The following is a 26,005-nucleotide window of genomic DNA, read 5'->3' as shown; positions in this document are numbered from 1 at the left end:
TCGGGAAGAGGGACGCAGCCGGTGCGGCGGGGCGGCCCTTGCACGGCTGCCCTGGCTTAGAGCGGATAACAAAACTCAGCGAAGCGGTTCTGGCTAGGCGGNGCAGTACGAGTAGTACGACAAGACGCAGCAACGACGCCAGAAGAGTTTTGTTAGCCGCTCTTAAGCCGAGCGTGCACACAGGCTGTGCGCGTTATCGCCCTATTCCTGGACTCGCATTTTCGATCCCTCGATGCCCGTCACCACGCGCGCGTAGCGCGCAAAGCTCCAGTAGGCCCAGCCCCAGTCCATGAGCACGACCAGGCGGTTGCGAAAGCCGATGAGGAAGTACACGTGGGCGAAGAGCCAGAACAGCCATGCGAAGTAGCCTGAAAAGCGCACCGGGCCGATCGGTGAGGTGAGGTCCACCACCGCTGCGTTGCGACCGATGGTGGCCAGGTTGCCGTAGTCGCGGTAGCGAAACGGCTGCGTGGCCTGCCCGGCCAGGCGGCGCAGCACGTTGGCGGCGGCGGCGCGGCCCATCTGCTTGGCGCCGGGGGAGACGCCGGGGACGGGCGTGGGTTCCTGGCCGGGGACATGGCTCTTGGCGGCGGCCAGGTCGCCCACCACGCTGATCTCTGGGTGGCCGGGTAATGTGAGGTCAGGCTCGACCACCACGCGGCCGGCGCGGTCGGTGGTGCAGCCGGTGGCCTCGGCCAGCAGCCGGCCCAAAGGCGAAGCCGCCACGCCGGCAGCCCAGACGATGCATTGGCTGGGAATCGCATAGCTGGTGGCCGTGGGGTCAGCACCCGGCGCGGAGCCTGTTACCGTGAGGCCGGTGGCATCGATGGCCGTCACCCGTGCGTTCACGCGCACTTCCACGCCCAGCTTTTCCAACTGCTCCTTGGCGCGCTGGCTCAGGGCCTCGGGCATGGCCTGCAGCACGCGCGTGCCGCCTTCGAGGAGGATGATCTTCGCGCTGGCCGGATCGATGTGGCGGAACTCCCCGGGCAGCGTGTGGCGCGCGATCTCGGCGAGGGTGCCGGCCATTTCCACGCCCGTGGGGCCACCGCCGACCACCACGAAATTGAGCCAGGCGGCGCGCTGCACAGGGTCGCCTGTGCGCTCGGCGGCCTCGAAGGCCAGCAGGATGCGACGGCGGATGTCGAAGGCATCGTCCAGCGTCTTGAGGCCCGGGGCGAAGGGCGCCCAGTCGTCGCGGCCGAAATAGCTGTGCGTGGCACCCGCGGCCACGATCAGGTGGTCGTAGGGCAGGGCGTCGCCACCTTGCAGCAGCACGCTGCGCGCGGCCACGTCGATGCGCTCCACCTCGCCCAGCAGCGTGGTCACGTTGGGTTGTTTGCGAAACAGGTGGCGGATGGGCGCAGCAATGGCCGGTGCCGAGAGTCCGGCCGTGGCCACCTGGTAGAGCAGGGGCTGGAACAGGTGGTGGTTGGTCTTGTCGACCACCGTGACGTCGATGGCGCTGCCGTGCAGCGCGCGCGCCGCCTCCAGCCCGCCAAACCCGCAACCGATGATGACGACCCGGGGGCGGATGGGTGTGTTGGGAATGCTGCTCATGGCTGCATTATGGGCAGTCTGCAGTGGGGTCCCGTAAAGGCACGCCCCGCAGGCGTTGCAGCGTGCGGGGCGTTGTGACGGCGTGGCCGCTCAAGCGTTCATGAAGCCCAGGTCCACGGGGTATTCGGCACCGCCGAAGTGGCTCAGGTTGGGCAACACACTGGCGATCTCGGTGCTGCTCACGCCAAACCACTTGGCCAGCGTGGCGGCGTATTGGTCCACCGAGGTGCTGGGCAGCAGGCGGCCCTGGCCCACGTGCCACTGGTCATCGGGTGCGGCGGTGCTGGTGTTGCTGACCGGGGGGGCCGAGCCGTAAAAGGCCTTGCCCTTGACGGCACCGCCCACCATGAGGTGGTGGCTGCCCCAGCCATGGTCGGATCCATCGCCATTGGAGTTGAGCGTGCGGCCAAAGTCCGAGGCGGTGAAGGCCGTCACCTTGTCGGCAATGCCCAGCTCCACCGTGGCGCTGTGGAAGGCGGTCATCGCATCGCTCAGGCGCTGCATCAGGCCGGGCTGCTGGGAGATGAGGTTGTCGTGCAGGTCGAAGCCGCCCATCGAGACCATGAACACCTGGCGCTTGGTGCCCATGGTGCCGCGCGCGCCGATCAGGCGGGCCACCATCTTGAGCTGGTCCGCCAGGCCGTTGTTGGCGGGGAAGGGCGTGGCCAGGTTCACGCCCGCAATGCCGGTGGTGACCAGCGATTCGGAGGTCACGGCGCGCGTGGTCACCTTGTTGTATTCGTTCTCCAGCGTCTGGCTGCTGGTCTGCTGAATCAGGCTGGTCAGCGCCGAGCGCACGGCCGTGGAGCCATAGACGCTGCTCTTGACGCCATTGATCGGGATCGCGCCACTCGTGCTCACCTGGTATTGCAGCGCCGAGTCGCCCGAGAGGAACACCGCATTGCCCGTGACCGAGATGCAGGTGAACAGCGAATTGGCGTTGGACGACAGGGCCAGATCGCCGATGTTGCCGCCCCAGCCGATGGTGGAGCCTTCGGGCGAGGACGACTGCCACACCGACTGCTGGTCGTTGTGCGAAAACAGCTTGGGTGGCAGCGGGTACAGGCTGCGGTTGGAGCCGTTGTACTGGGCCTTGGTCAGCGGCACCACCAGCGGGCCCACGTTGAGTTGCACGGCGGCTTTGCCGTTGTTGAACAGGCCCGTGAGGCCCGACATGGCAGGGTGCAGCGCGTACTGGCGCCCACCGGGCAGGCCGGCCGTGGGGTTGAGCAGCGTCGCCGCCAGCTCCGCCTTGGGGATGGCGATGCCGCCACCACCCAGGCCATTGCCGCCCCGGATGGCGCTGTACTTGAGGTAGCTCGGGTCGTCGTAGGTGACCACGGTGTTGGCATAGTCGTTGCCACCATAGAGGAAGACGCAGACCAGGGCCTTGTAGTCGGTGGCGGTGAAGGCGGCCGCCTCGCCCATGGCGGCCAGGTTCAGCGCAAACGGCAGGGCGGTGCCGGCCAGGCCCAGTTGGCCGCTGCGGCGCAGGAAGGCCCGGCGGGTGTGGAGTTCGGGTTGGAGCAGGTGCATGGCGCGCGTCCTCTTATTTCTGGATGAGGTACTCGGCCGAAGCCATGACCAGGAAGATCGCCGACGCGATGCGGTTGAGCTTGACGGCGTCGGTGCTCGCGGCCGTGACGGGTGTTGCCTTGATCGCATCGGCAATCAGTTTCACGGTGGCGGCCGACAGCTGGCCCGCACACATCAGCAGGTTGATGCGCGCGACCAGGGCGTCGGGGTCGACGACCAGCACCATCTCATGCGTGTACAGCGCCTTGATGTCATAGCCGTTGTTCCCGTTGCTGCCGTTGTTGGGCAGGTCGGGCGCGTTCACGTAGATGCCGTTGCGGATCACGCCCTGGATGTAGTTCAGGTAGCCGCCCACGCTGCTTTCGTTGACCAGTTGGAACTCTGGCGCCACGGCACCGCTCTGGGCCAGGGCCGTGGACGGCGGCACATAGCCGGGCCGAAAGAAGTTGAACACCGAGGGGGAGCGCAGCGGGCTCTGGCCCAGCCGCGAACTGGCGGAGCTGGTGTCCCCGATCTTCCAGCTGCCGAAGTTGGAGCTGATGTTGAAGGTGCGACCCCACTGCACCAGGCGCAGCATGGGCTCGCGCAGCTTGCCGAAGCCCGGCTGCTTAAGCCCTTCGGACGAACGCGCTTCGTCGTCGAGCAGGATGGCGCGGACCACCGCCTTCATGTCGCCGCGCACACTGGCACCGTTGTTGTTGAACACCGTGGCCACGCGTGCCACATAGGCCGGCGAGGGGTTGCTGGTAACCAGCCGCTGGATCAGCTGCTTGCAGATGAACGGCGCCACGTTGCCGTGGTAGAACAGGGTGTCCATTGCCGTGGCCAGGGCCGCGGCACCGGGCGTATTGGCCGGAATGGTGGCACCCAGGAAGTTGACCGCCAGGTTGGAGTGCAGCGAGGCATTGAGCGACATGGGCAGCCGGGTGAACGCCGTGTTGGGCACCGTGCGTGTCGTGCCGGGCACGGTGCCCTGCTGGTTCAGCGACTGGTTGTAGTCGTAGCCCGTGAACACGCGCGCCAGGTTGGTCACGTCGGACTGGCTGTAGCTTTCAATGGGCTGGCCCGCGCCGTCGCGGCGCACGGTGCCGTCGATGTTGAGCATGACCAGCCCGATGGACATGAGCTGCATGACCTCGCGCGCATAGTTTTCATCCGGCTGGCGGCCCGTGGCGGTGTTCTCCTTCTGGTTGCCGCGGGTGTTGAGGTAGTAGCCCATCGCGGGGTTGAGCGACACGTCCTGCAGCAGGTTGCGGAAGTTGCCGAACGAATGGAATACCAGGGTGTCCCAGTAGTGCGCGATGGCGTGGCTGCGCCAGTTGAAGTCCAGGCCCGAGAGCGAAACCACGAAGATCTCCGACAGCGCCAGCGCGACCCGCTTGCGCAGGCCATCGGGCGATGTCATGAGCTGCGACCAGATCATGCAGTCGCCCGGATAGGTGTTGTCGTAGTAGGCCGTGGAATTGTCGACCGCCGCATACCCGCGCTGGTTGAGCCACTCCCAGCCCGATATGCCGATGGGGGCGTTGAACTGCGAGTTCAGCCAGGCGTCGAAGCCGATGGAGCGGACGGTGGCGATGTCCTGCGTGGTGGCGGCGAACCCTGCCTGCAGCAGAAAGCGAGCAGCGTCCTGGTCGTTGAGCGGCCGGCCGCTGGAGAAGACCGCATCGCCAAAGCTGGCCAGCGCGCCGACGTTGACCACGGCGTTGTTGGTGGGCGGGCCCAGCACCACAACGTTGCCCTGGTACACACCCAGGTAGTTGCGCGTGCCCCCGTAGTAGCGGAAGACGAGCGTGCCGCTGGTCACTGTGGCCTGGTGCGAGTCGAAGTACTGCGGGAAGACCATCTCCGCCCAGTCCATCAGCTCGTCGGGTGTGGGCGTGCGGCTGGCCGCCTGGTCCGACCGGAAGGAGCCCGAGCCGCCCATGTCGCCCAGGAGGGGCATGCGGGGCGCGTTGTCGGCCTGCTTGAGCGCCTGGGGGGCCTCGGCTTCGGCCTCGCCGCCGCCGCAGGCCGCGAGGGCCGCGCTGGCGGCGGCTGCCGCCGACAGCTTGAGCCAGGGAGCGCCCGCGGAGTCCGATGCTGTTGGCGCTGCATCAGCCGGCGACAAAGAGGAGGCTGTGCGGGCGTGCAGCGGTGCTGCCAAGGCTGCATCGGATGCTTCGTGGGCGTGTGTCATAGCGACTTTTGTGAAGATTTGTACAGAAGTGTAGGCAACCTCCTACAAAAGTGGCATTCCCTACCCGACAGTAAGCGTTACCAAAAGAAACGTGCTGGCCTCGTACAGAGGAGAGGGCCGCATGGCGCGATGCGCAGCAGCAACACCCGCTTTTCAACGATTGAAACACCCAGGCTGCTTTAGCGGGTGCTTGTCCGGCATGCCCGTAGGCGTGCGCCGACGTGGGTTCCACGGTGCGGACTACGCGCCGCAGGCGGACTCCTTCTTACAGTCTCTCCATCGCATCACGCAAGTGTTCCACGCAAACCGAGTGGATGGCTGAAGCGAATTTTTTCGAGGATGCACACCATGAACGAAGACACCATCAAGGGCAACTGGAAGCAGTTCACCGGCAAGATCACCGAACAGTGGGGCAAGCTCACCAACGATGACCTGGACGTCATCGACGGCAAGCGCGAGCAGTTCCTGGGCAAGCTGCAGGAACGCCAGGGCATTGCCCGCGACGCCGCCGAAAAGCAGCTCAGCGACTGGCAAACCCGCCATCCCGACTTCCGCTTCAACGACTGACATGGCCTTGGCGCACCGGTAGCCAGAACCCTCCAGGGCCCAAGGCCCTGCAGCTGGCGGGCTACCGAATGCACAACGCTCTTTCAGCACCCCTACAAGACATCCCCTAAGACCCCGAGGAGAAAACCATGAAATTCGCACGCACCCTGATCGCTTCCATCGCCGCCGGCCTGCTGGCCACTTCCGCGATGGCCATGACCGACGCCGAGTACAAGACGGCCAAGGACAAGATCTCTGCCGACTACAAGGCTGCCAAGACCAATTGCGACACCCTGAAGGACAACGCCAAGGACATCTGCGTCAAGGAAGCCAAGGGCGCCGAAAACGTGGCCAAGGCCGAACTGGATGCCCAGCACAAGCCTTCCGACAAGGCCACGAACAAGGCCCGCATGGCACGTGCCGACGCCGACTACGATGTGGCCAAGGAAAAGTGCGATGACTTGAAGGGCAACGCCAAGGACGTGTGCGTGAAGGATGCCAAGGCAGCCCACACCACCGCCAAGGAAAACGCCAAGGTGGCCAAGGCCGCAGCCAAGCCTGCCGACAATGCCGCCGAGAAGGGCGCCCAGGTCGCCGAAGCCCGCAAGGACGCATCGGCCGAAAAGAACGAAGCCAACTACAAGGCCGCCAAGGAGCGTTGCGACGCCATGAGCGGTGATGCCAAGTCCAAGTGTGTGGACGACGCCAAGCGCATGTACGGCCAGAGCTAAATCTCGGGCCAGCCCCCGCACCACGGCCTTCAGGGCCGATGGTGCTTCACCTAGCCCCGCCCCGTGCGGGGCTTTGTCATGGAGCTGCGCCATGGTGTCTGACCTGCATCAAAGCGGCCTTGGCCTTGCGCCTCTAAGCTGGCCCTTCAATTGGCTTGCAAGAACGGAACGGCACATGGCAGCACTGGAATGGTCTGACGCACTGGCACTGGACCTGCCGCTGATGGACGAGACCCATGAGGAGTTCGTCGAGCTCCTGGCGCGGGCGGAGCATTCGGACGATGCGCAACTGCTGGCGCGCTGGCAGGCGCTCATTGCCCACACGGAGCAGCATTTCGGCATGGAAGACCAGTGGATGGCCGGCACGCGCTTTGCAGCGGGCAACTGCCACAGCATGCAGCACAAGGTGGTGCTGCAGGTCATGCGCGAAGGGGCTGAGCGTGCCGGCCGGGGCGAGCTGCAGGTGCTGCGCATGATGGCCGGCGAACTGGCGCTGTGGTTTCCTCAGCATGCGCAGAGCATGGACGCCGCCCTGGCGCTGCACCTGCGCCGCGTGGGGTTCGACGCGGCCACCGGTGTGGTGAAGGCCCCCGAGGCCTTGCCCCAGGGGCTGGTGCACGGCTGCGGCAGTGCCAGCTGCTCGCCTTCGGCCCAGCCCGTGCCAGCCTGAGCGTTGGCACGGCGCGTACCTCAGTGGCTCAGCGCACTGGTGGGATGGCGTGGAAGCAGCACAATCGCCATGTGCCAAGACAGATCCCGCAGTGCAGAGCGCAGCGCCGCCGAGGCGGGTGGCCCGGATGTGCCCGGCGGGCCATAGGCTGCCCGCAGCACGGCCTGCTTGGCGCTGTGCAGCGCGGCACGGTCGTGCGCCTGCAGGGCCGCCAGCAACTGGTCGCGGTAGCGCTGCACACGCCGGGCCTCCGCGTCCGACAGGTCCGGTGCCGGGTGGGTGGTGGCTGCGGCACTGAGGTGGTGTGCCCAGGCCAATGCGGGCGAGGTGGTGGGCTGCTCGGTGCTGTGCATCATGGACGCCCTGGCTGGGTCGGGGTGGCCAGGCCCGAGTGGGGCAGGGGCACGCTGGGTGGCTCCCGTGGCGGCAGGGGTGGGCGGGGCGTGCCGGCGGGTGAGGTCAGTCCATACCAGTTCACCTTGCGGGTCAGTACCATCACGGCGGCCAGTACCAGGAACAGCGCGATGGAACCCACGGCCAGCGCCGTCTGCTCCAGCTGCAGCAGCACGTACAGCAGGCCGTACAGCAGCGCGATCCCCGCACCCAGCGGTATGCCGCGCGCCAGGCTGCCCAGCATGTGGCTTGCATAGTAGGCCAGCAGCAGCACGCAGGCGGTGGCCGCAACGCCGTAGGAGATGCCGAACGGCAGGTGCTCCGACAGGCTCACCAGCAGCAGGAAGAAGCTGCACAGCGCACTGCCCACCAGCAGGTACTGCACCGGGTGCACGCGCAGCTTCTTCATCAACTCGAACAGGCCCACGGCCACGAAGGTCAGGGCGATGAACAGCACGCCGTACTTGGTGGCCCGATCGGCCAGTGTGTAGGGGTTGACCGGGTCCACGAAGGCCACGCTGAAGCTTTCGGCGCATTCGCGCGGGGTGGCGTTGCCCGTGGCGTACTCACTGCTGTCGTCGCCACCGCCGCCGCTGTTCACGCACACCCGCTTGCCGTCGGCAATGTCTTTCTGTGCGGTGGTCGCCAGCGAGGACAGGCGCCAGCGGGCGGTGAAACCTGCCTTGGTCACCTCGCGCTCGGACGGAAGAAACTGCCCCGAGAACGAAGGGTGGGGCCAACTGCTGCTCATCTGTACTTCGGTGTTGCCCCCGATCGGCACGATGGCCAGGCGCTCCGTGCCCACCAGCTCCAGGTCCAGCGTGGCGGTCAGGCCTGTGGCCTGGCCGCGCACCGACTCGGGCAGGCCGGCATGCAGGCCACGGGTGTAGGTGGGGTGGAAGGTGCCGGGCTTGAGCACCAGCGCCTGCTCGCCCAGCGTGACCCGCGCCGTGCGGATGCCGCGCGCATCGCCCACGGCCACCATCAGGATGGGCGCGCCGCAGTTCATGCGCGAGCCCTTCATGGTGCTTTGCGGTTGCAGGCTGGTGAGCGCCCCCCACTGCGCGGTGACGTGCGACTTGAGGTTGTAGGTGTTGACCTTGTGCAGGCCGCGCGCGCGCTCTTCCATCGCTGCGCCGGTGACCACCTTGAGCTGCTCGGGCATGGCCGTGAGCAAAAACTCGCGCCGCTGCTCCACCGTGCGGCGCTCCTCGCCCTTGCCGGTCTCCACGTCCCAGCTTTCCACACAGGCGCTGTGGATCATCGGGCCCATCAGCGTTTGCGGCCCGGCCAGGCTGTCGGCCACGCTCTGCGCCGTCATGCTGCGGTAGCGCTGCCGGTCGCGCACCACGTCCTCGATCAGGCCCAGCCCGATGAGCAGCAGCAGCACGATGACCGCGAGTGCGCCCAGTTTGGTGAACAAGGGGTATTTCAAGAGAACCTCCATAGGGAATTAGGTGGAGGCAGTGTTGGCGGCGGGTGTGAGGGGGCGATGAAGTTTGTGAGGCGGGTGTGAAGTGGAGACGGGTGGCAAAATGTGGCGAACTTTCCCTGCGCCGCCTTCAGGAGCGCCTGCGATGAAACCTGCATCTCGACATATGCCCCGGATCAAAAAACCGTCCGCAACGCTTGCGTCGCGGTGGCTGGGATACTTGTTGCTCGCCGGCCTGGCTGGTGGCTTTCTCTGGGCGCTCTGGGCGCACCCTGTTGTGGTCGGGGCTCTGGTGGCGCTGGCCATGGGCGGCGAGGCGGTCTCCCGCGCACGCGAAAAGAAGCACTTCGCACGGTTGCTGCAGACCCGCTCGGAAGAATCCATTTGCCACTTCGCCCGGTCCATCGACTGCCGCGATGTAGACACCTGGGTCGTGCGCGCCGTGTACGAAGAACTTCAGGCCTGTCTGGCGCACCACCGTGCGCAGTTTCCGTTGCGGGTGACGGACCGACTGGGCGCCGACCTGCAGATCGATGGCGACGAGCTGGACTTGTCTCTTGTGCCAGACATCGCCCAGCGCACGGGTCGCGATCTCTCGTCGACGCAGGCCAACCCCTTCTTCGGAAAGGTCACCACGGTGGGCGACCTGGTGAACTTCTTCAACGCCCAGCCGCGCTGGGCTGTCGCCTGAGCTTGCCTACGCGGCCCGGAATTCCAGCTCCACCCGCAGCCCCGGTGCCGTATTGCGCACCACCATCTGCCCGCCATGCAGCGCCATCACGCGCCGCACGATGGCCAGACCCAGGCCCGAGCCGCTGCGCTCGCCGCCCGGCCGTGCGGTGGTGAAGAAGCGCTCGCCCAGGCGCGGCAGGGCGTAGTCGGGCACGCCCGGGCCGCTGTCCTGCACGGCCACGGTGCTGCCGGCCAGCTCCACCTGCACGCGGCTGCCGGCCGGGGCGAAGTCGATGGCGTTGTCGAGCAGGTTGGTCAGGGCCAGGGTTACGAGCTCGGCCTCCCAAGGGCCGCTGGCACCGCTGCCGGTGACGGCCAGGGTGATGCCGCGCTGGCCCGCGCGCCCTTGCGTGTGGGCCACGGCGGCGCGCGCGCAGTCCTGCAGCGCCACGGGCACGGGCGCATCGGCATGGTGGCGTTGCTCAAGCTTGCTCAGCTCCAGCAGTCGGTCGATGATGCGCTGCAGACGCTCGGCCTGCTGCACCACCTGGGTGGCAAATTCGGCGCGGTCGGCCGGGGGCAGATCGTCCTGCAGCAGCTCGCCGGCGCCGCGGATGGCGGCCACGGGGCTCTTGAGCTCGTGGGTGAGGGCGCGCACATAGCCTTCGATGTAGTCGCGCCCCTCCAGCCGCGCGCGCATGCGGTCCATGGCGCGGGCCAGGTCGCCCAGCTCGCCCGGCACCTCGGGCACGGCCAGTGCCGTGGTGGGGGGCGAATCGTGGTCACCGGCAGCGGGGCCCTGCACGCTCAGCGCATAGTCGCGCAGGCGGCGCACGTTCCACACCATCCACAGTGTCACGGCCACGCCGACGGCGGCCGACAGCACCAGCAGCAGCACGCCGCTGGCCAGCACCTTGTTCTCGGCCCGGTCGATGAAGCGCTGCACTGTGCGCGTGGGCTTGGCCACGGTGAGCACGCCAATGATCCTGCGCTCGGCAGCGCTGCTGCCGGGGGCGTAGATGGGCGCGGCCACGTGCATCACGCCGCTGGCATCGTCGTCCGGCACGTCGCGGGTGGAGCGCGCGCCGTACTCGCCGCGCAGTGTGCGTGCCACGTCGCGCCACTGCGAGTAGTCGGCGCCCACCGCGCGGTTCTCCGAGTCGAACAGCACCCGGCCGGTAGCGTCGGTCACATAGATCCGGTAGTCCAGCGACTGTTTGGAAAACCCCCAGATCGCCGCATCGATGGGCCGGGTGGCATAGGTGCGCACGTGCTGGGCAAAGGCGCTGCCCGCCTCCCCTTGATCCAGCCGGCCGGCCACCAGGTCATCGCTGGCCAGCTCGGCCAGGATGTTGGCGGTGTCCACCATCATGTCCTCCATCACCTCGCGCACACTGGGCTTGATCTCGGCCGTGAACACGCGCAGCACGAAGAAGGCAGCGATGCCGTTGATCAGGAAAAAGGCGAACAGCAGGCGGATGCCCAGGCGCATGGATGGCAGCCCTTACAGTTCGAGGCAGTAGCCCATGCCGCGGTGGGTGGTGATGTATTCGCGTCCCGCATCGGCCTCGCGCAGCTTGGCACGCAGCGTCTTGACGTGCGTGTCCACCGTGCGGTCGGTGCTCTCGCTGTCGTCACCCCAGGCGGCGGCCAGCAGCGCATCGCGCGAGTGGATGCGTCCCGCGCCGCGCAGCAGGCAGGCCAGTAGCCGGTATTCGCGCCGCGTGAGCGCCAGCGGCTGGCCGCGCAGGCTGATGCGCTGACCGGCCTCGTCGTCGTGGAACAGCGGCGCAGGGGCTGTCGTGGCGATGGCGGCAGTGTGCGCACTGGCGCGGCGCAGCAGGGCCTTCACACGCGCCCCCAGCTCGCGCGGGCTGAAGGGCTTGGCCAGGTAGTCGTCGGCCCCCAGCTCCAGGCCCAGCACGCGGTCGATTTCTTCACCGTGCGCGCTGAGCACCAGCACCGGCAGGGTGGCGGTGGCAGGCGCGCCACGCAGCTCGCGCAGCAGGTCCAGCCCGCTGCCATCGGGCAGGCCCACGTCCAGCACCAGCAGGTCGAAGGGCTGCTGGCGCATCTGCTGGCGTGCATCGTGCACCAGCAGGCTGTGCGTCACCGCCAGGCCTTCGCGCTCCAGCGCATAGGCCACGGTGCGCGCGATGGCCGGGTCGTCCTCCAGCAGCAGCAGGCGTGCCGGCATGGTGCGCAGCGAAATCAACGCGCCACCAGCACCGGGAACAGCTTGCCCAGGCCGTCGGCCATCACTTCCACCGCCAGGGCTGCGAGGATCAGACCCATGAGCCGCGTCATCACGTTGATGCCGGTCTTGCCCAGCACGCGCGCGATCGGGTCGGCCAGCGAAAAACACACCGCCGTGGCCAGGGCGATCACCACGCCGTAGCCCACCAGCGCCAGCTGCTGCCAGATGGTTTGCGCCCTGTCGGCATAGATCACCACGGTGGACATGCTGGCCGGCCCCGTGAGCAGTGGAATGGTCAGCGGCACCACCGCGATGCTGGAGCCCGTGGCCGCCTTCTCCACACCTTCCTCCAGCTCATTGGTCATGGGCTTGGCTTCGGCCGGCTGGGCGTTGAGCATGTTCATCGCGCTGATCAGCAGCAGCATGCCCCCGCCCACCTGGAAGCTCTGCAGCGAGATGTTGAAGAACTCCAGGATCTGCAGGCCCAGCAGCGCACAGGCCGCGATCACGCAGAACGAGGCAAACGCCGCCGTGCGGATCGTGGCGCGCCGCTGCGCCGCCGAAAACCCCTGCGTGTAGTGGATGAAGAAGGGCACGATGGCCAGCGGGTTCACGATGGCCAGCAAGGTGATGAGGGGTTTCAGGTCCATCAACGGGCTCCGGAGACGTCTAAGAGTGACATGGTGGTGTAAGGGGATGCGTCCGACATCAGCCACACGATGGCCTGGGCCACCTCGTCGGCCGTGCCGCCGCGCTGCATGGGCACCTGGTGGGCCAGGTCCTGCACCCGGTCGGGCAGGCCGCCGCTGGCGTGGATCTCGGTCTCGATGAGCCCCGGTCGCACGGCATTCACCCGGATCCCCTCGGCCGCCACCTCGCGCGCCAGGCCGATGGTGAAGCTGTCGATGGCGCCCTTGCTGGCCGCATAGTCCACATACTGGTGGGCCGAGCCCAGGCGCGAGGCGGCGCTGGACACATTGACGATGGAGCCACCCGTGCCGCCATGGCGCGTGCTCATGCGCCGCACCGCCTCGCGGGCACAGACAATGGCGCCGATCACATTCGTCTCGAACATGCGGCGCAGGCGCGCCACGCCCATCTCGTCCACGCGGGCCGTCACGTCCACCACCCCGGCGTTGTTCACCAGAGCAGTGAGGCGACCGAGTTGCGCATCGACCGCTGCGAACATGGCCAGCACCTGCTCTTCATGGGCCACGTCGCCCTGCACGGCGATGGCCTGGCCGCCCTGGGCGCGGATCTGCCGCACCACGGCCTCGGCGGCGGCCTGGTTGGCTAGGTAGTTCACGGCCACGGCCCAGCCCTGGCGGGCGGCCAGCACGGCGGTGGCGGCGCCGATGCCCCGGCTGCCCCCGGTAATCAATGCGACTTTGTCCAAATCGGCGTCTCCTGCAAGAATGGGGCATTACAGCATTGCCGGGAACCTTTGCGGGGCCTGGTTAGCCCCCTTCCATTCCCCATCTGTCTGGTATTTTCGTCTTCAAGGAGTTGCACCATGGGCCAATTTGTCGATCTGAAGTCCGCCGACGGCTTCGTCTTTCCCGCCTGGGTGGCCGAGCCCGATACCGCACCACGCGGCGCCGTGGTCGTGCTGCAGGAGATCTTCGGGGTCAACTCGCACATCCGCGCCGTGGCCGACCGCTTTGCCGCGCGGGGCTACGTGGCCGTGGCGCCTGCCACCTTCCACCGCGTGCAGCCTGGCGTGGAACTGGGCTACACGCCCGAGGACATTGCTGCTGGCGCAGCCCTCAAGGCGGCCGTGGAAGGCCTGCCCAGCCCCGGCGTGCTGCCCGACATCCAGGCCGCCATCGATCACGCGGCCGAGCGCAGCAGCCGCAAGGTGGGCATCGTGGGCTTTTGCTGGGGCGGCCTGCTGACCTGGCGCTCGGCCTGCCTGCTCAAGGGCCTGTCGGCCGCCGTGCCCTACTACGGCGGTGGCATCACCACCGAGACCGAGATGGCGCGCCAGCCCCAGGTCCCCGTGCTGGCGCATTTCGGCCGGCGCGACAAACACATCCTGATCGACGGCGTGCAGGCCTTCGCGCGCACGCACCCCGAGGTGGAAGTGCATATCTACGAGGCCGACCACGGCTTCAACTGCGACCAGCGCGGCAGCTACGACGAGGCCTCGGCCCTGGCCGCGCGCGACCGCACGCTGGCTTTCTTCGACAAGCACCTGGGCTGACGCCATGGCCTGCAGCTTCCTGCGCGGTTTCGTGGCGATGGCGCTGGGCGGGTTGGCCTGCGCATCCCAGGCGGCCGACTACACCGGCCCTTTGTTCGACTCGCACCTGCACTACAACGAGGAGGCCTGGAACGGTGCGGCCGGCCCGCACCCACCGGCCGACGTGCTGGCACGCATGCAGGCATCGGGCGTGCGCGCCATCGTGGCCAACTCGCGGCCCAACACCGGCTCGCAGGCCCTGGCCGCTTCACGCGAGGTGCGCGAGGCCGGCATCGCCGTCGTGCCCTTCGTGCGCCTGTACCGCAACCGCGAGGACTACAGCAACTGGTTCCGCGACGAGACCATCTACGAGATGGTGCTGGCCGAGCTGGCCAAGGGCACGGCCTCCGGCCCCTACAAGGGCATCGGCGAGTTCCACCTGTACGACAGCGCCAATGCCGATGGCCCCGTGGCCAAAAAGCTCATGGTGCTGGCCGAGCAGCGCGACCTGGTGGTGCTGGCGCATGTGGACGATGCCGCCATCGACCTGCTCATGGCCAACACCCCGTCCAAGGGCCAGAAGCTGCGCCTGGTCTGGGCGCACACGGGCATCGGCGGTGCGACGGTAGAGCGGGTGGACGCACTCATGGCGCGCTACCCGGGCCTGGTGGGCGAGCTGTCGTACCGCCCCGGCCTGGTGTGCGACGACAACCAGCTGTGCCCGGCCTGGCGCGCCTTGCTGCTCAAGTACCCCACGCGCTTCGTGGTGGGGTCGGACACCTGGGTCAACCAGCGCTGGCAGCACTACGAAGGCCTCATGAAGGGCTACCGCACCTGGCTGGGTGGCCTGCCACCAGCCGTGGCGCAGGGTGTGGCGTTTGGCAACAGCGCTGCCCTGTTCGGGGTGCCCGTGCCACGCAAATAGGGCTTTGGGGCGCGCTGTCGCCTATGATTTCCGGGCCGGCGTGGCGCGGCCAGGGCTTTCCTGGCGCGCCGCAGCCTGCATTGCGGAGACAAGTCCTTGAAAACCATAACAACCCTGTTGATCCAACCCGCGCGTCCAACTACGCACATTGCCTGTGCGTTGGCCCTGGCTGCCGCCAGTCTGTGCACACTGGCACCCGCCATGGCTGCCCCGGCCTTCGGGCCCACCCAGACCGTGCAGGGCACGCCGCTGGTGCTGCAAGGCGCGGGCACGCGCTACCGCGCCGTGTTCAAGGTCTACGACATGGCGCTGTACCTGCCGCGCAAGGTCCGCACGGCCGAGGAGATTCTGGCCACCACCGGCGCCATGCGGCTGGATTTTGTCGCCCAACGCGACATTCCGGGCACGGACCTGGGGCTGTCGTTCATCAAGGGCCTGTCTGCCAACGCCACGCCCGACCAGATCCGGCGCCACACGCCGTCGAGCAACCGCCTGGTCGAGATCTTCTCGGGCCGCACCAAGCTGGCATCGGGCGACACCTTCGCGATGGAGTTCGTGCCGGGCAAGGGCACCACCTTCTACATCCAGGGCCAGGCCCAGGGCGCGCCGGTGGGCGATGCCGAATACTTCGGCATGGTGCTGCGCATCTGGCTGGGGGCCGCGCCGGTGGACAGCCAGCTCAAGGACGCCTTGCTGTCCTCCGGCGCCAACTGACCTGCCCCCCGCCCCGAACGCGGGGCGTGTCGGCAAGGGCTTTCAGGAGCCTGTCCGGGCCAGGTAGCGCTTGCGCCAGAACACCGCAATCAGGAGGGTGGCGATGGTGATCATGGAGCCCATGGCCCACCAGAAACCGTCCTGCTTGTGCACCAGCGGGATGAACTCGAAGTTCATGCCGAAGATGCCGGCAATCAGGTTCAGCGGCAGGAACACCGCCGTGAGCGCCGTCAGCGTGCGCATGATGTCGTTGGTGCGGTTGCCCTGCATCGAAAAATGCATCTGCACCGTGGTTTCGGTGCTTTGCTCCATGCGCCGCACATGGTGCACCACGCGCTCGATGTGCTCCAGCACGTCGCGGCTGCGCACCTTGAGCAGGTCCAGGTCGCGCATGCCGGCGGGCGTCTGGGGCGTTTCCCAGGTCTCCAGCGCGTCGATCCAGTCCTGCACGGCGGTGCGCTGGTCCTCGCAGATCTCGTCCAGTGCGTGCAGCGACAGGCGTGCCTCCAGCAGCGAACTCCAGTTGACGTTGCGTGCCCGGGGCTTGAGCAGCTCGGTCTGCCAGTGATCGAGCTCGCGCGAGAGTTCGCGGCGCAGGTCCAGGTAGCCATCCACCATGAGGTTCACCACGCGCAGCATCAGGTCGGCCGGTGAGGTGGGCTTGCGCGAACCGGAGGCGGTGGGATTGGCCCGGCCTTCGCGCGGGTCCATGGGGGCTGGCGCCAGCAGGCGCGCCGCATAGGCATCGCGCACGCTGCAGTCGCCAGGATGCACCGTCAGCAGCACCCGGTCGAACACGGCGAACCCCACCGGGCTGGTGTCGATGCGCCGCAGCACCGGCGTGCCGCCGCGCCGGTGCGTGGCCTTCGCCGTGTCAGCGCTGTCCTCCGAAGGTACCGTGGCCAGGCGGCGGAACACCAGCAGGTCGTATTGCGAGGTGTAGTCGTAGTGCGACGGCAACTGCCCGTTGAGCAGGTCGGAGACATGCAGGTCCACCAATTGCAGGCCGGTCAGCCGCTGCAGGGCACCCTGGACCTCGGCCAGCTGCGCCTGGAAGGCCGGGCGCGCGCAGGCGATCCAGAAAAAGCCCTGCTCTGGGGGCGCATGGGGCAGGACGTCCAGCTCCTGGACCCCACTGCTCTGGATATGGAAGATGCGCATCGATGCCCGGTGTTTGGATGTTGGGAAGGTACCTGCGGCCTGCTGATGCCGCGTGCCGCTATCGCTTGAGGAGCAAGCGGGCGGCGTCGCGGGCAAAGTAGGTCAGCACGCCATCGGCACCCGCGCGCTTGAATGCCAGCAGGCTTTCCATCATCACCGCGTCGTGGTCCAGCCAGCCGTTGGCCGCAGCGGCCTTGAGCATGGCGTACTCGCCGCTTACCTGGTAGGCGAAGGTGGGCACGCCGAACTCGTCCTTCACGCGGCGCACCACGTCCAGGTAGGGCATGCCGGGCTTGACCATCACCATGTCGGCGCCTTCGGCGATGTCCTGGGCCACCTCGCGCAGCGCCTCGTCGGTGTTGCCGGGGTCCATCTGGTAGACGTTCTTGTCCGCCTTGCCCAGGGCGCCGCGCGTGCCCACCGCATCGCGAAAGGGGCCGTAGAAGGCGCTTGCGTACTTGGCGCTGTAGGCCATGATGCGCGTGTGGATGTGGCCCTGCACCTCCAGCGCCTCGCGGATCGCGCCGATGCGCCCGTCCATCATGTCGCTGGGGGCGACGATGTCCACACCCGCTTCGGCATGCGTGAGCGCCTGGCCGGTGAGGATCTCCACCGTGTCGTCGTTGATGATGTAGCCGGTGTCGTCCAGCACGCCGTCCTGCCCGTGGCTGGTGTAGGGGTCCAGCGCCACATCGGTCATCACGCCCAGGGTGGGGAATTCCTTCTTCAAGGCGCGCACCACGCGCGGTATCAGGCCGTCGGGGTTCAGGGCTTCCTTGCCATCGGGTGTCTTCAGGGCCGCGTCGATGGCCGGGAACAGGGCCAGCACCGGGATGCCCAGCTGCACGCAGTCTTCTGCCACGGGCAGCAGCAGGTCCAGGCTCAGGCGGTCCACACCCGGCATGGAAAGCACGGCCTCCCGCCGGTTCTCGCCTTCGTGCACGAACACCGGGTAGATCAGGTCGTGCGGGGTGACGCTGTGCTCGCGCACCAGGTTGCGGGTGAAGGCGTCGCGGCGCAGGCGGCGCGGGCGGTTTTGCGGAAAGGGGGCGGGGCTTGGGAGGTGCATGGGGAAAATTGTGCCTCAAGCGCGCCCACCAAGGCTGCGAGAGGGCTGCTGCCGGAGTTGTCAAACCCTGCTTGTATGCCCCGCAGGCTGGTGCTAAATTGGTTGCGGGCAGCTTGCTGTCCCCCGCTTTTCCTCCCTGAGCGGGGCCCTGGGCTGCCGTAATGCGGGCAGGGCTTTCGAAGCCCGGCAGCTTTTGCCGGGCTTTTTTTTGTGGCTTGCCTGCCTTGCCTTCTCTGCGTACGCGTCGCCAGGACTTGTTCAGCGTTCCCTTAAACTGCAGCCATGCTCTGGGTCAAAGCCTTCCACATCGTCTTCATCGCCAGCTGGTTCGCCGGCCTGTTCTACCTGCCGCGCATCTTCGTGAATCTGGCCATGGTGGCACCGGGCTCGGTGGCCGAGCGGGAGCGCCTGATCCTCATGGCGCGCAAGCTGCTGCGCTTCACCACCTTCCTGGCGGTGCCCGCGCTGGCCCTGGGCCTCTGGCTGTGGCTGGGCTATGGCATCGGCCGCGGGCCGGGCAACGGCTGGATGCATGCCAAGCTGGCCGTGGTGGTGCTGGTCATCGGCTACCACCACGCCTGCGGCGTGCTGCTGCGCAAGCTGGCCGATGGCAGCAGCCGCCGCAGCCACCGGTGGTTCCGCTGGTTCAACGAGGTGCCAGTGCTGCTGCTGGTGACCGCCGTGGTGCTGGTCGTGGTCAAGCCTTTCTGACAGCATCAGAGCGTCCGTGTACAAAAGCTCGGCCGGCCCCCTCGCGCTGATCTATGCGGCGCTGATCGTCTTTGCCAGCCTGTTTCCGTTCGATGGCTGGCGCGCGCAGGGCATCGACCCCTGGGTGTTTCTCGTGGCCCGCATGCCGCCGCCGTACTGGACGGGGTTCGACGTCACCTCCAACTTCATTGGCTACGCGCCCCTGGGTTTCCTGCTGGCGCTGGCATTGATGCGCATGCGCTGGCGCTGGGGGGCCTGGGTGCTGGCCACGGTGGCCGGTGTACTGCTGTCGCTCAGCCTGGAGTTTCTGCAGATCTACCTGCCCCGGCGCGTGCCCTCCAACATGGACCTGGCGCTCAATTCGGCAGGCACGCTGGTGGGTGCGCTCACGGCTGCGGCGCTGGAGCGCCTGGGGGCCATTGACCGCTGGAGCGATTTCCGCGACCGCTGGTTCGTGCAGGACGCGCAGGGCGCGCTGGTGCTGCTGGCGCTGTGGCCGCTGGCCCTGCTGTTCCCTGCCGCCTTGCCGTTCGGCCTGGGGCAGGTGCTCGAGCGGCTGGAGGGGGCCCTGGTCGAGATACTGGCCGACACCCCGTTCCTGGACTGGCTGCCCATGCGCGACACAGATCTTGATCCCCTGTCCCCCGGCGGCGAGCTGCTGTGCGTGACGCTGGGTCTGCTGATTCCCTGTCTTTTGGGCTACTGCGTGATCCGCCAGGCATCGCGCCGGGCGCTGTTCGCTCTGGCTGTGGTGGTGGTGGGTGTGGTGCTCACGGCGCTGTCGGCGGCGCTGAGCTGGGGCCCCGCCCATGCGTGGGAATGGATGGGCCTGCCCGTGCGCGTGGGCGTGTGGAGCGCGCTTGCTCTTGCGGTCGTGCTGCTGGCTTTGCCCCGGCGCGCCTGCGCGGCCGTGCTGCTGCTGGTGCTGGTGTGGCACCTGGGGCTGCTCAACCAGGCGCCGACCAGTGCCTATTTTGCCCAGACCCTGCAGGCCTGGGAGCAGGGGCGCTTCATCCGCTTCTACGGCCTGGGCCAGTGGCTGGGCTGGGTCTGGCCCTATGCGGCATTGGCCTATGTGGTGGTGCGCGTGGCCCGGCGCGACGGTCCGGCCTGAACGCCTTTTGGGGGTTATGGGCATAGGCCGTGCAGGGCACCGCTTCTAGAATGGCGGCATGACCGACACCTCCACGACGACACCGGCGGCACAGCCGAGCTACTACCAGCGGCACATCTTCTTTTGCCTGAACGACCGTGCCAACGGCGAAGACAGCTGCGCCCACCACGGTGCGCAGGCCGCCTTCGACCGCTGCAAGTCGCAGGTGAAGGCCGCCGGCCTGTCCGGCGCCGGCAAGGTGCGTGTGAACAAGGCGGGCTGCCTGGACCGCTGCGCGGGCGGGCCAATCGCCGTGGTCTACCCCGAGGCGGTCTGGTACACCTTCGTGGACAGCGCCGACATCGACGAGATCGTCGAATCGCACCTCAAGAATGGCCAGGTGGTGGAGCGTTTGCGCACGCCGCCGGAACTCGGCCGCTGATTCGCATTCAGAGCGCTGTTGTCCTTCCTGATTCCAGGCTGCCTGCATTGCCTTGTATGCGCAGACTGCTATTGACCTGGTAGCAAATTTTCGTGAATTCCCAGACCGAACGCCTGACCCTCACCGGCGCCGCCGGCGCCATCGAGGCGGTGCGCGACGCCGCCGTGCTGCCCGAGGGCGCGGCCCCGCGTGGCATCGCCGTCATTGCCCACCCCCACCCGCTGTTTGGCGGCACCATGGACAACAAGGTGGTGCAGACCCTGGCGCGGGCCTTCGTGCACAGCGGCTGGACGGCGGTGCGCTTCAACTTCCGCGGCGTGGGTGGCAGCGCCGGCACGCACGACGAGGGCCGGGGCGAGGCCGAGGATTTCCTGGAGGTGGTGCGCCAGGCTGCGCCCGAGGGGCCGTTGGCCCTGGCCGGCTTCTCGTTCGGCGCTTTCGTGACCAGCCACGCGCTGGCGCGCCTGTGGGGCGAGCGTGCCATCGAGCGTGTGGTGCTGGTGGGCACTGCCGCCAGCCGCTTTGCCGTGGCGCCCGTGCCCCCCGAAGCGCACGAACGCACCCTGGTCGTGCATGGAGAACAGGACGACACCGTGCCCCTGGCCGCCGTGATGGACTGGGCGCGGCCCCAGATACTCCCTGTGACAGTCGTCCCCGGTGGGGGGCATTTCTTTCACGGACAATTGCCACTTCTCAAAAACCTGGTGACCCGCCACCTGCTGGCTGGCGCCTGAGCTTCCCGGGCCACCGCGCGCATTGCGCGCGGCTGCATGCCGCTTCGGGCCGTCTCCCGCCGCCTTCTGCTGTTTTCTTTCCTCTTCTCACCCGAATGCTTGTTTCCATGAAGTCCTTATTGCACACGCTGCGCTCCGTCCTCCTTGCTGCGGTGCTCGCGCCAGCCGCCCTGTGGGCGCAGGTGCAGGCCCCTCAGCCACCGGAGATCGCCGCGCGCAACTACCTGCTGCTGGATATCACGGCTGGACAGGTGCTGGCCGCCAAGGACATCGATGCGCCAGTGGAGCAGGCTTCGCTGACCAAGCTGATGACCGGCTACCTGGTGTTCGATGCCCTGCGTGCCAAGAAGATCGCCCTCGACCAGAAGCTGCCGGTGAGCGTGCTGGCCTGGAAAATGCCCGGCTCGCGCATGTTCATCGATCCCAAGATGCAGGTGCCGGTGGACGATCTGATCAAGGGCATGATCGTGCAGTCGGGCAATGACGCCACCATGGCCCTGGCCGAAGGCGTGGGCGGCACCGCCGAGAACTTCGTCAAGCTGATGAACGACCAGGCCAAGGCCCTGGGCATGAAGAACACCGCCTACAAGAACCCCGAGGGCCTGACCGAGCCCGGGCATACCACCACCGCCCGCGATTTGGGCGTGCTGGCCAGCCGGCTCATGAAGGACTTCCCGGAGTACATGCACTACTACGCCACCAAGCAGTACAGCTACCCGGGTACACCCGTCTCCAACGGCAACAACCGCAATTCCCTGCTGTTCCGCGACCCGACGGTGGATGGCCTCAAGACCGGCCATACCGCCGCCGCCGGGTACTGCCTGGTGGCCACCTCCAAGCGCGACTTCCCCAATGTCGGCCAGCGCCGACTGCTGTCCATCGTGCTGGGCGCCGCCAGCGAGAATGCCCGTGCCAATGAAAGCCAGAAGCTGCTGAACTGGGGCTACACCGCCTTCGAGGCGGTCAAGCTGTTCGACGCCGGCCAGCCCGTGGCCACCCCCGCTGTCTGGAAGGGCACGGAAAACACCCTCAAGATCGGCCGTGCGGAGGCCATCGTGGTGGCCGTGCCCTCGGGCAGCGGCGGCAAGATCAAGACCGAGATCGCCCGCCCCGACCCCCTGGTGGCACCCTTTGCCAAGGGCCAGGCGGTGGGCTCGCTGAAGGTGGTGCTGGGCGAGCAGACGCTGGCCGAGGTGCCTCTGGTGGCGCTCGATGGCGTGGCGCAGGCCGGCATTCTGGGCCGCGCCTGGGATGCCATCCGCCTCTGGATAAAGTAAGGCTACCCCTTGGAAGGGGAAAGGCGCCCCTGCGGCGGGGCGGCCCTTGCACGGCGGCACTGGCCTGGGCCGCGCGCTTTCAATGGCTGGTGGCGGTGCTTGAGTGTCAGGCCCCGGGAAACCTGGGGGCAAAGTCGACTGCTGCTTGCCCACCGAGACCCATGCTGCTACATTAGAAGGCTTTTCGGAAATTCCGAAGGGTTTCACGTTTTCGTTTTTTACGTTTAGGGACGTATTCATGCCAACCATCAATCAACTAGTCCGTCAGGGGCGCGAGGTCGAAAAGATCAAGTCCAAGAGCCCTGCGATGGAAAACTCTCCTCAGCGCCGCGGCGTGTGCACCCGTGTGTACACCACGACGCCAAAGAAGCCTAACTCCGCTCTGCGCAAGGTCGCCAAGGTTCGCCTGACCAACGGCTTCGAAGTCATTTCCTACATCGGCGGTGAAGGCCACAACCTGCAGGAACACAGCGTGGTGCTGGTTCGCGGCGGTCGTGTCAAGGACTTGCCCGGTGTGCGTTACCACATCGTGCGCGGTTCGCTCGACTTGCAAGGCGTGAAAGACCGCAAGCAGTCGCGCTCCAAGTACGGCGCCAAGAAGCCAAAGGCCAAATAAGCCCTGGCGGTTGTGTCTCCATCGGTGTTTGATTCGCCTGGCAGGCGCAGTCAAACGAAGTGACCCCAAGCGCGGACTGTTCCGTGTGGGTCGAGTAAGTGGGGTTCTGAATGAATCTCGCGGTGTCTGAAAAGATGCCAACTGAAGCAATATGAGGTGAAAAATGCCACGTCGTCGCGAAGTCCCCAAACGTGAAATTCTGCCGGATCCCAAGTTCGGCAATGTAGAGCTGTCCAAATTCATGAACGTGATCATGGAAGGCGGCAAGAAAGCTGTTGCAGAGCGCATCATTTACGGTGCCCTGGAACTGATCGAGAAGAAGCACCCTGACAAGGACCCGCTGGAAGCCTTCACCGTTGCCATCAACAACGTGAAGCCCATGGTCGAAGTGAAGTCCCGCCGTGTGGGCGGTGCCAACTACCAGGTGCCAGTCGAAGTGCGCCCTGTCCGTCGCCTGGCCCTGTCCATGCGCTGGATCAAGGAAGCGGCCCGCAAGCGCGGCGAGAAGTCGATGGCCCAGCGTCTGGCCAACGAGCTGCTCGAAGCGACCGAAGGCCGTGGCGGTGCCATGAAGAAGCGTGACGAAGTTCACCGCATGGCCGAAGCCAACAAGGCTTTCAGCCACTTCCGCTTCTAAATCGACGAACTGCTTTCGTCGCCAAGCGCAAGGCTGCCGGCATTTTTGCCTGCAGCCTTGTGGCGATTGAGGTGGTCACAAAATTGACGGGTTGCAGCGCCACAATGCTGGGCCCCTCCCCTGAATAACACGACCCATCCAAGGATCCACCATGGCTCGCAAGACTCCCATCGAGCGCTACCGCAATATCGGTATCTCGGCCCACATTGACGCTGGCAAGACCACGACCACCGAACGCATCCTGTTCTACACGGGCGTGAGCCACAAGATTGGTGAAGTGCACGATGGCGCTGCCACCATGGACTGGATGGAACAGGAGCAAGAGCGCGGCATCACGATCACCTCGGCTGCCACGACCTGTTTCTGGAAGGGTATGGACAACTCCTACCCTGAGCACCGTTTCAACATCATCGACACCCCCGGCCACGTGGACTTCACCATCGAAGTGGAACGTTCGATGCGCGTGCTCGACGGCGCCTGCATGGTGTATTGCGCCGTGGGCGGCGTGCAGCCCCAGTCGGAAACCGTCTGGCGCCAGGCCAACAAGTACAAGGTGCCACGCCTGGCCTTTGTGAACAAGATGGACCGTACCGGTGCCAACTTCTTCAAGGTCTATGACCAGATGAAGCTGCGCCTGAAGGCCAACCCCGTGCCCGTGGTGATCCCGATCGGCGCAGAAGACACCTTCACCGGCGTGGTTGACCTGCTCAAGATGAAGGCCATCATCTGGGACGAAGCATCCCAGGGCATGAAGTTCAGCTACGAAGAAATTCCGGCCGAGCTGCTGGCCTCCGCCAAGGAATGGCGCGAAAAAATGGTCGAAGCTGCGGCTGAAGCCTCTGAAGAGCTGATGAACAAGTACCTGGAAGAGGGCGACCTCTCCGAGGACGAGATCAAGTTCGGCCTGCGCACCCGTACCATCGCCACGGAAATCCATCCGATGCTGTGCGGCACCGCGTTCAAGAACAAGGGTGTGCAGCGCATGCTCGACGCCGTGATCGACTACCTGCCCGCGCCTACGGACATCGCAGACGTGACCGGTACCGATGAAGACGAAAACCCCGTGACCCGCAAGGCGGATGACGGCGAGAAGTTCTCGGCCCTGGCATTCAAGCTGATGACCGACCCGTTCGTCGGCCAGTTGACCTTCGTGCGCGTGTACTCCGGCGTGCTCACCAAGGGCGACACCGTCTACAACCCCATCAAGGGCAAGAAAGAACGCATTGGCCGTATCGTGCAGATGCACGCCAACGAGCGCCAGGAAGTCGAAGAAATCCGCGCCGGCGACATCGCTGCCTGCGTGGGCCTGAAGGACGTGACGACCGGCGAAACGCTGAGCGACATCGACTCCCAGATCATTCTGGAGCGCATGGTGTTCCCTGAGCCTGTGATCACGCAGGCTGTGGAACCCAAGACCAAGGCCGACCAGGAAAAGATGGGCATCGCCCTGCAACGCCTGGCTGCCGAAGATCCATCGTTCCGCGTGAAGACCGACGAAGAGTCGGGCCAGACCCTGATCGCCGGCATGGGCGAGCTGCATCTGGAAATCATCGTCGACCGCATGAAGCGTGAATTCGGTGTGGAAGCCAACGTGGGCAAGCCCCAGGTGGCTTACCGCGAAACCATCCGCAAGACGGTGGAAGAGGCCGAAGGCAAGTTCGTGCGCCAGTCCGGCGGCAAGGGCCAGTACGGTCACGTCGTGCTCAAGATCGAACCCAACGAAGTGGGCAAGGGCATCGAGTTCGTCGACGCCATCAAGGGCGGTGTGGTTCCTCGCGAATTCATCCCGGCCGTGGAAAAGGGTATCAACGAAGCCGTGACGCAAGGCGTCCTGGCCGGCTACCCCGTGGTGGACGTCAAGGTCACGCTGCACTTCGGTTCGTACCACGATGTGGACTCGAACGAACTGGCGTTCAAGATGGCTGCCATCTTCGGCTTCAAGGAAGGCTGCCGCAAGGCCAACCCGGTCATCCTGGAACCCATGATGGCCGTGGAAGTGGAAACGCCTGAAGACTACGCCGGCAACGTGATGGGCGATCTGTCCTCGCGTCGCGGCATGGTGCAAGGCATGGAAGACATTCCTGGCGGTGGCAAGGCCATCCGCGCCGAAGTGCCCCTGTCGGAAATGTTCGGCTACTCGACCACGCTGCGCTCGGCCACGCAAGGCCGCGCCACGTACTCGATGGAATTCAAGCACTACAGCGAAGCGCCTCGCAACGTGTCGGAAGCCATCATGGCTGCCCGCGCCAAGTAAGCAGTTCGCAGGGACTGCCGCCAGCACCTGGTTTCAGGTGCCGGCGGCACCACCCTCCCCACGCAAGATTTTTGCAGTCTGCGATCCGGTGCCGCCCCGTTGCCTGTGCAGGGCGAACCAGCAATCGGATGCAGACGTTAAACCACAACACAGGCATCGCTCTTTGGAGAATTGAAAAATGGCAAAAGGTAAATTCGAACGCACCAAGCCCCACGTCAACGTGGGCACGATCGGCCACGTGGACCATGGCAAGACGACCCTGACGGCGGCCATC

General features: G+C 66.4%; 27 protein-coding genes. 16 read left to right on the top strand and 11 right to left on the bottom strand.

The features are described 5' to 3' along the window. Positions 1 to 201: 201 nt before the first annotated feature. The 3 genes from ASE28_RS10940 to ASE28_RS10930 all read right to left on the bottom strand — a co-directional run bounded on the left by ASE28_RS10940 (position 202) and on the right by ASE28_RS10930 (position 5,275). Complete coding sequence (locus ASE28_RS10940) at positions 202 to 1,560, bottom strand: NAD(P)/FAD-dependent oxidoreductase (RefSeq protein ID WP_057266606.1); 1,359 nt, start codon at positions 1,558 to 1,560, stop codon at positions 202 to 204. Between the two features lie 90 nt (positions 1,561 to 1,650). Next, positions 1,651 to 3,096, bottom strand: a complete 1,446-nt coding sequence (locus ASE28_RS10935) for a DUF1501 domain-containing protein (RefSeq protein WP_057202604.1) — start codon at positions 3,094 to 3,096, stop codon at positions 1,651 to 1,653. A 13-nt stretch (positions 3,097 to 3,109) separates the two neighbouring features. After that, entirely contained in the window at positions 3,110 to 5,275 is a 2,166-nt protein-coding gene (locus ASE28_RS10930; protein ID WP_057266605.1) for a DUF1800 family protein, read from the bottom strand. A gap of 348 nt (positions 5,276 to 5,623) precedes the next feature. On the opposite strand from ASE28_RS10930, the gene ASE28_RS10925 reads away from it, so the two are divergent. The 3 genes from ASE28_RS10925 to ASE28_RS10915 all read left to right on the top strand — a co-directional run bounded on the left by ASE28_RS10925 (position 5,624) and on the right by ASE28_RS10915 (position 7,222). Then, positions 5,624 to 5,842 carry a CsbD family protein gene (locus ASE28_RS10925; protein ID WP_057202724.1) on the top strand — a complete coding sequence of 73 codons (219 nt, stop codon included), beginning with the start codon at positions 5,624 to 5,626 and terminating at the stop codon, positions 5,840 to 5,842. 128 nt (positions 5,843 to 5,970) lie between these two features. Next, positions 5,971 to 6,552, top strand: coding sequence for a hypothetical protein (locus ASE28_RS10920; RefSeq protein WP_057202602.1), 582 nt, complete (start codon positions 5,971 to 5,973; stop codon positions 6,550 to 6,552). Positions 6,553 to 6,727: 175 nt separating this feature from the next. Beyond that, entirely contained in the window at positions 6,728 to 7,222 is a 495-nt protein-coding gene (locus ASE28_RS10915) for a hemerythrin domain-containing protein (protein WP_057266604.1), read from the top strand. A 20-nt stretch (positions 7,223 to 7,242) separates the two neighbouring features. Here ASE28_RS10915 and ASE28_RS31965 read toward each other — a convergent pair whose 3' ends face one another. Continuing rightward, entirely contained in the window at positions 7,243 to 7,578 is a 336-nt protein-coding gene (locus ASE28_RS31965; RefSeq protein ID WP_235516094.1) for a hypothetical protein, read from the bottom strand. Further along, a complete protein-coding gene (creD, locus tag ASE28_RS10905) occupies positions 7,575 to 9,050 on the bottom strand; it encodes a cell envelope integrity protein CreD (RefSeq protein ID WP_082608019.1) in 1,476 nt (491 codons plus the stop codon). The genes ASE28_RS31965 and creD overlap by 4 nt, the downstream gene beginning before the upstream one ends. Positions 9,051 to 9,192: 142 nt before the next feature. Between creD and ASE28_RS10900 the strand changes: the two genes are divergently transcribed. Then, positions 9,193 to 9,738 (top strand): hypothetical protein, encoded by a 546-nt coding sequence (locus tag ASE28_RS10900; RefSeq protein WP_057266602.1) that lies wholly within the window; start codon positions 9,193 to 9,195, stop codon positions 9,736 to 9,738. Positions 9,739 to 9,744: 6 nt separating this feature from the next. Here ASE28_RS10900 and creC read toward each other — a convergent pair whose 3' ends face one another. From creC to ASE28_RS10880, 4 genes are read right to left on the bottom strand one after another with little or no spacing between them, the layout of a single operon-like run. Further along, positions 9,745 to 11,211 carry a two-component system sensor histidine kinase CreC gene (gene creC / locus ASE28_RS10895; RefSeq protein ID WP_057266601.1) on the bottom strand — a complete coding sequence of 489 codons (1,467 nt, stop codon included), beginning with the start codon at positions 11,209 to 11,211 and terminating at the stop codon, positions 9,745 to 9,747. Positions 11,212 to 11,223: 12 nt separating this feature from the next. Continuing rightward, positions 11,224 to 11,916: a two-component system response regulator CreB gene (gene creB / locus ASE28_RS10890; RefSeq protein ID WP_057267257.1), complete on the bottom strand. Its 693-nt coding sequence runs from the start codon at positions 11,914 to 11,916 to the stop codon at positions 11,224 to 11,226. A gap of 14 nt (positions 11,917 to 11,930) precedes the next feature. After that, positions 11,931 to 12,566 (bottom strand): MarC family protein, encoded by a 636-nt coding sequence (locus ASE28_RS10885; RefSeq protein WP_057202598.1) that lies wholly within the window; start codon positions 12,564 to 12,566, stop codon positions 11,931 to 11,933. After that, positions 12,566 to 13,312 (bottom strand): SDR family oxidoreductase, encoded by a 747-nt coding sequence (locus tag ASE28_RS10880; protein ID WP_057266600.1) that lies wholly within the window; start codon positions 13,310 to 13,312, stop codon positions 12,566 to 12,568. Before ASE28_RS10880 ends, ASE28_RS10885 begins: the two co-directional genes overlap by 1 nt. A gap of 117 nt (positions 13,313 to 13,429) precedes the next feature. On the opposite strand from ASE28_RS10880, the gene ASE28_RS10875 reads away from it, so the two are divergent. From ASE28_RS10875 to ASE28_RS10865, 3 genes are all read left to right on the top strand, one after another. Next, positions 13,430 to 14,119, top strand: coding sequence for a dienelactone hydrolase family protein (locus ASE28_RS10875; RefSeq protein WP_057266599.1), 690 nt, complete (start codon positions 13,430 to 13,432; stop codon positions 14,117 to 14,119). A 37-nt stretch (positions 14,120 to 14,156) separates the two neighbouring features. Continuing rightward, a complete protein-coding gene (locus ASE28_RS10870; RefSeq protein ID WP_057267256.1) occupies positions 14,157 to 15,023 on the top strand; it encodes an amidohydrolase family protein in 867 nt (288 codons plus the stop codon). A 201-nt stretch (positions 15,024 to 15,224) separates the two neighbouring features. Next, positions 15,225 to 15,737 (top strand): chalcone isomerase family protein, encoded by a 513-nt coding sequence (locus ASE28_RS10865; protein WP_157412500.1) that lies wholly within the window; start codon positions 15,225 to 15,227, stop codon positions 15,735 to 15,737. A 42-nt stretch (positions 15,738 to 15,779) separates the two neighbouring features. Here ASE28_RS10865 and ASE28_RS10860 read toward each other — a convergent pair whose 3' ends face one another. Continuing rightward, a complete protein-coding gene (locus ASE28_RS10860; protein WP_057266598.1) occupies positions 15,780 to 16,898 on the bottom strand; it encodes a magnesium transporter CorA family protein in 1,119 nt (372 codons plus the stop codon). Positions 16,899 to 16,956: 58 nt separating this feature from the next. After that, positions 16,957 to 17,967 (bottom strand): porphobilinogen synthase, encoded by a 1,011-nt coding sequence (gene hemB, locus ASE28_RS10855; RefSeq protein ID WP_057202592.1) that lies wholly within the window; start codon positions 17,965 to 17,967, stop codon positions 16,957 to 16,959. 282 nt (positions 17,968 to 18,249) lie between these two features. Here hemB and ASE28_RS10850 point away from each other — a divergent pair, with 282 nt between their 5' ends. The 9 genes from ASE28_RS10850 to ASE28_RS10810 all read left to right on the top strand — a co-directional run. Further along, complete coding sequence (locus tag ASE28_RS10850) at positions 18,250 to 18,678, top strand: CopD family protein (RefSeq protein WP_057202591.1); 429 nt, start codon at positions 18,250 to 18,252, stop codon at positions 18,676 to 18,678. Positions 18,679 to 18,694: 16 nt separating this feature from the next. After that, the gene (locus ASE28_RS10845; protein ID WP_057266597.1) at positions 18,695 to 19,792 is read left to right on the top strand and encodes a VanZ family protein; all 1,098 of its coding nucleotides are present in this window, start codon (positions 18,695 to 18,697) and stop codon (positions 19,790 to 19,792) included. A gap of 58 nt (positions 19,793 to 19,850) precedes the next feature. After that, positions 19,851 to 20,213, top strand: coding sequence for a ferredoxin (locus tag ASE28_RS10840; RefSeq protein WP_057266596.1), 363 nt, complete (start codon positions 19,851 to 19,853; stop codon positions 20,211 to 20,213). 92 nt (positions 20,214 to 20,305) lie between these two features. Beyond that, positions 20,306 to 20,947: an alpha/beta hydrolase gene (locus ASE28_RS10835; protein WP_057202588.1), complete on the top strand. Its 642-nt coding sequence runs from the start codon at positions 20,306 to 20,308 to the stop codon at positions 20,945 to 20,947. Between the two features lie 107 nt (positions 20,948 to 21,054). Next, positions 21,055 to 22,224, top strand: a complete 1,170-nt coding sequence (locus tag ASE28_RS10830; protein WP_057202587.1) for a D-alanyl-D-alanine carboxypeptidase family protein — start codon at positions 21,055 to 21,057, stop codon at positions 22,222 to 22,224. Positions 22,225 to 22,462: 238 nt separating this feature from the next. Beyond that, positions 22,463 to 22,840, top strand: coding sequence for a 30S ribosomal protein S12 (rpsL, locus tag ASE28_RS10825; RefSeq protein ID WP_007851137.1), 378 nt, complete (start codon positions 22,463 to 22,465; stop codon positions 22,838 to 22,840). 163 nt (positions 22,841 to 23,003) lie between these two features. Continuing rightward, positions 23,004 to 23,477, top strand: coding sequence for a 30S ribosomal protein S7 (gene rpsG, locus ASE28_RS10820; RefSeq protein WP_005798541.1), 474 nt, complete (start codon positions 23,004 to 23,006; stop codon positions 23,475 to 23,477). A gap of 151 nt (positions 23,478 to 23,628) precedes the next feature. Next, positions 23,629 to 25,731: an elongation factor G gene (gene fusA, locus ASE28_RS10815; protein ID WP_057266595.1), complete on the top strand. Its 2,103-nt coding sequence runs from the start codon at positions 23,629 to 23,631 to the stop codon at positions 25,729 to 25,731. Positions 25,732 to 25,909: 178 nt separating this feature from the next. After that, positions 25,910 to 26,005: GTP-binding protein (locus ASE28_RS10810; protein ID WP_033470817.1), on the top strand; the 96-nt coding region annotated here is incomplete at its 3' end.

This window comes from Acidovorax sp. Root219, assembly GCF_001428665.1.
Classification (GTDB): Bacteria; Pseudomonadota; Gammaproteobacteria; order Burkholderiales; family Burkholderiaceae_C; genus Acidovorax.
Note: the sequence above shows the minus strand (reverse complement) of the source record. Positions and strands in the feature narration are given on the sequence as shown.

Coding starts and splice junctions, on each gene's coding strand:
- ASE28_RS10940 (WP_057266606.1), bottom strand. CDS start 1,560: ATGAGCAGCATTCCCAACACACCCATCCGCCCCCGGGTCGTCATCATC.
- ASE28_RS10935 (WP_057202604.1), bottom strand. CDS start 3,096: ATGCACCTGCTCCAACCCGAACTCCACACCCGCCGGGCCTTCCTGCGC.
- ASE28_RS10930 (WP_057266605.1), bottom strand. CDS start 5,275: ATGACACACGCCCACGAAGCATCCGATGCAGCCTTGGCAGCACCGCTG.
- ASE28_RS10925 (WP_057202724.1), top strand. CDS start 5,624: ATGAACGAAGACACCATCAAGGGCAACTGGAAGCAGTTCACCGGCAAG.
- ASE28_RS10920 (WP_057202602.1), top strand. CDS start 5,971: ATGAAATTCGCACGCACCCTGATCGCTTCCATCGCCGCCGGCCTGCTG.
- ASE28_RS10915 (WP_057266604.1), top strand. CDS start 6,728: ATGGCAGCACTGGAATGGTCTGACGCACTGGCACTGGACCTGCCGCTG.
- ASE28_RS31965 (WP_235516094.1), bottom strand. CDS start 7,578: ATGATGCACAGCACCGAGCAGCCCACCACCTCGCCCGCATTGGCCTGG.
- ASE28_RS10900 (WP_057266602.1), top strand. CDS start 9,193: ATGAAACCTGCATCTCGACATATGCCCCGGATCAAAAAACCGTCCGCA.
- creC (WP_057266601.1), bottom strand. CDS start 11,211: ATGCGCCTGGGCATCCGCCTGCTGTTCGCCTTTTTCCTGATCAACGGC.
- creB (WP_057267257.1), bottom strand. CDS start 11,916: ATGCCGGCACGCCTGCTGCTGCTGGAGGACGACCCGGCCATCGCGCGC.
- ASE28_RS10885 (WP_057202598.1), bottom strand. CDS start 12,566: ATGGACCTGAAACCCCTCATCACCTTGCTGGCCATCGTGAACCCGCTG.
- ASE28_RS10875 (WP_057266599.1), top strand. CDS start 13,430: ATGGGCCAATTTGTCGATCTGAAGTCCGCCGACGGCTTCGTCTTTCCC.
- ASE28_RS10870 (WP_057267256.1), top strand. CDS start 14,157: ATGGCGCTGGGCGGGTTGGCCTGCGCATCCCAGGCGGCCGACTACACC.
- ASE28_RS10865 (WP_157412500.1), top strand. CDS start 15,225: ATGGCTGCCCCGGCCTTCGGGCCCACCCAGACCGTGCAGGGCACGCCG.
- ASE28_RS10860 (WP_057266598.1), bottom strand. CDS start 16,898: ATGCGCATCTTCCATATCCAGAGCAGTGGGGTCCAGGAGCTGGACGTC.
- hemB (WP_057202592.1), bottom strand. CDS start 17,967: ATGCACCTCCCAAGCCCCGCCCCCTTTCCGCAAAACCGCCCGCGCCGC.
- ASE28_RS10850 (WP_057202591.1), top strand. CDS start 18,250: ATGCTCTGGGTCAAAGCCTTCCACATCGTCTTCATCGCCAGCTGGTTC.
- ASE28_RS10840 (WP_057266596.1), top strand. CDS start 19,851: ATGACCGACACCTCCACGACGACACCGGCGGCACAGCCGAGCTACTAC.
- ASE28_RS10830 (WP_057202587.1), top strand. CDS start 21,055: ATGAAGTCCTTATTGCACACGCTGCGCTCCGTCCTCCTTGCTGCGGTG.
- rpsL (WP_007851137.1), top strand. CDS start 22,463: ATGCCAACCATCAATCAACTAGTCCGTCAGGGGCGCGAGGTCGAAAAG.
- rpsG (WP_005798541.1), top strand. CDS start 23,004: ATGCCACGTCGTCGCGAAGTCCCCAAACGTGAAATTCTGCCGGATCCC.
- fusA (WP_057266595.1), top strand. CDS start 23,629: ATGGCTCGCAAGACTCCCATCGAGCGCTACCGCAATATCGGTATCTCG.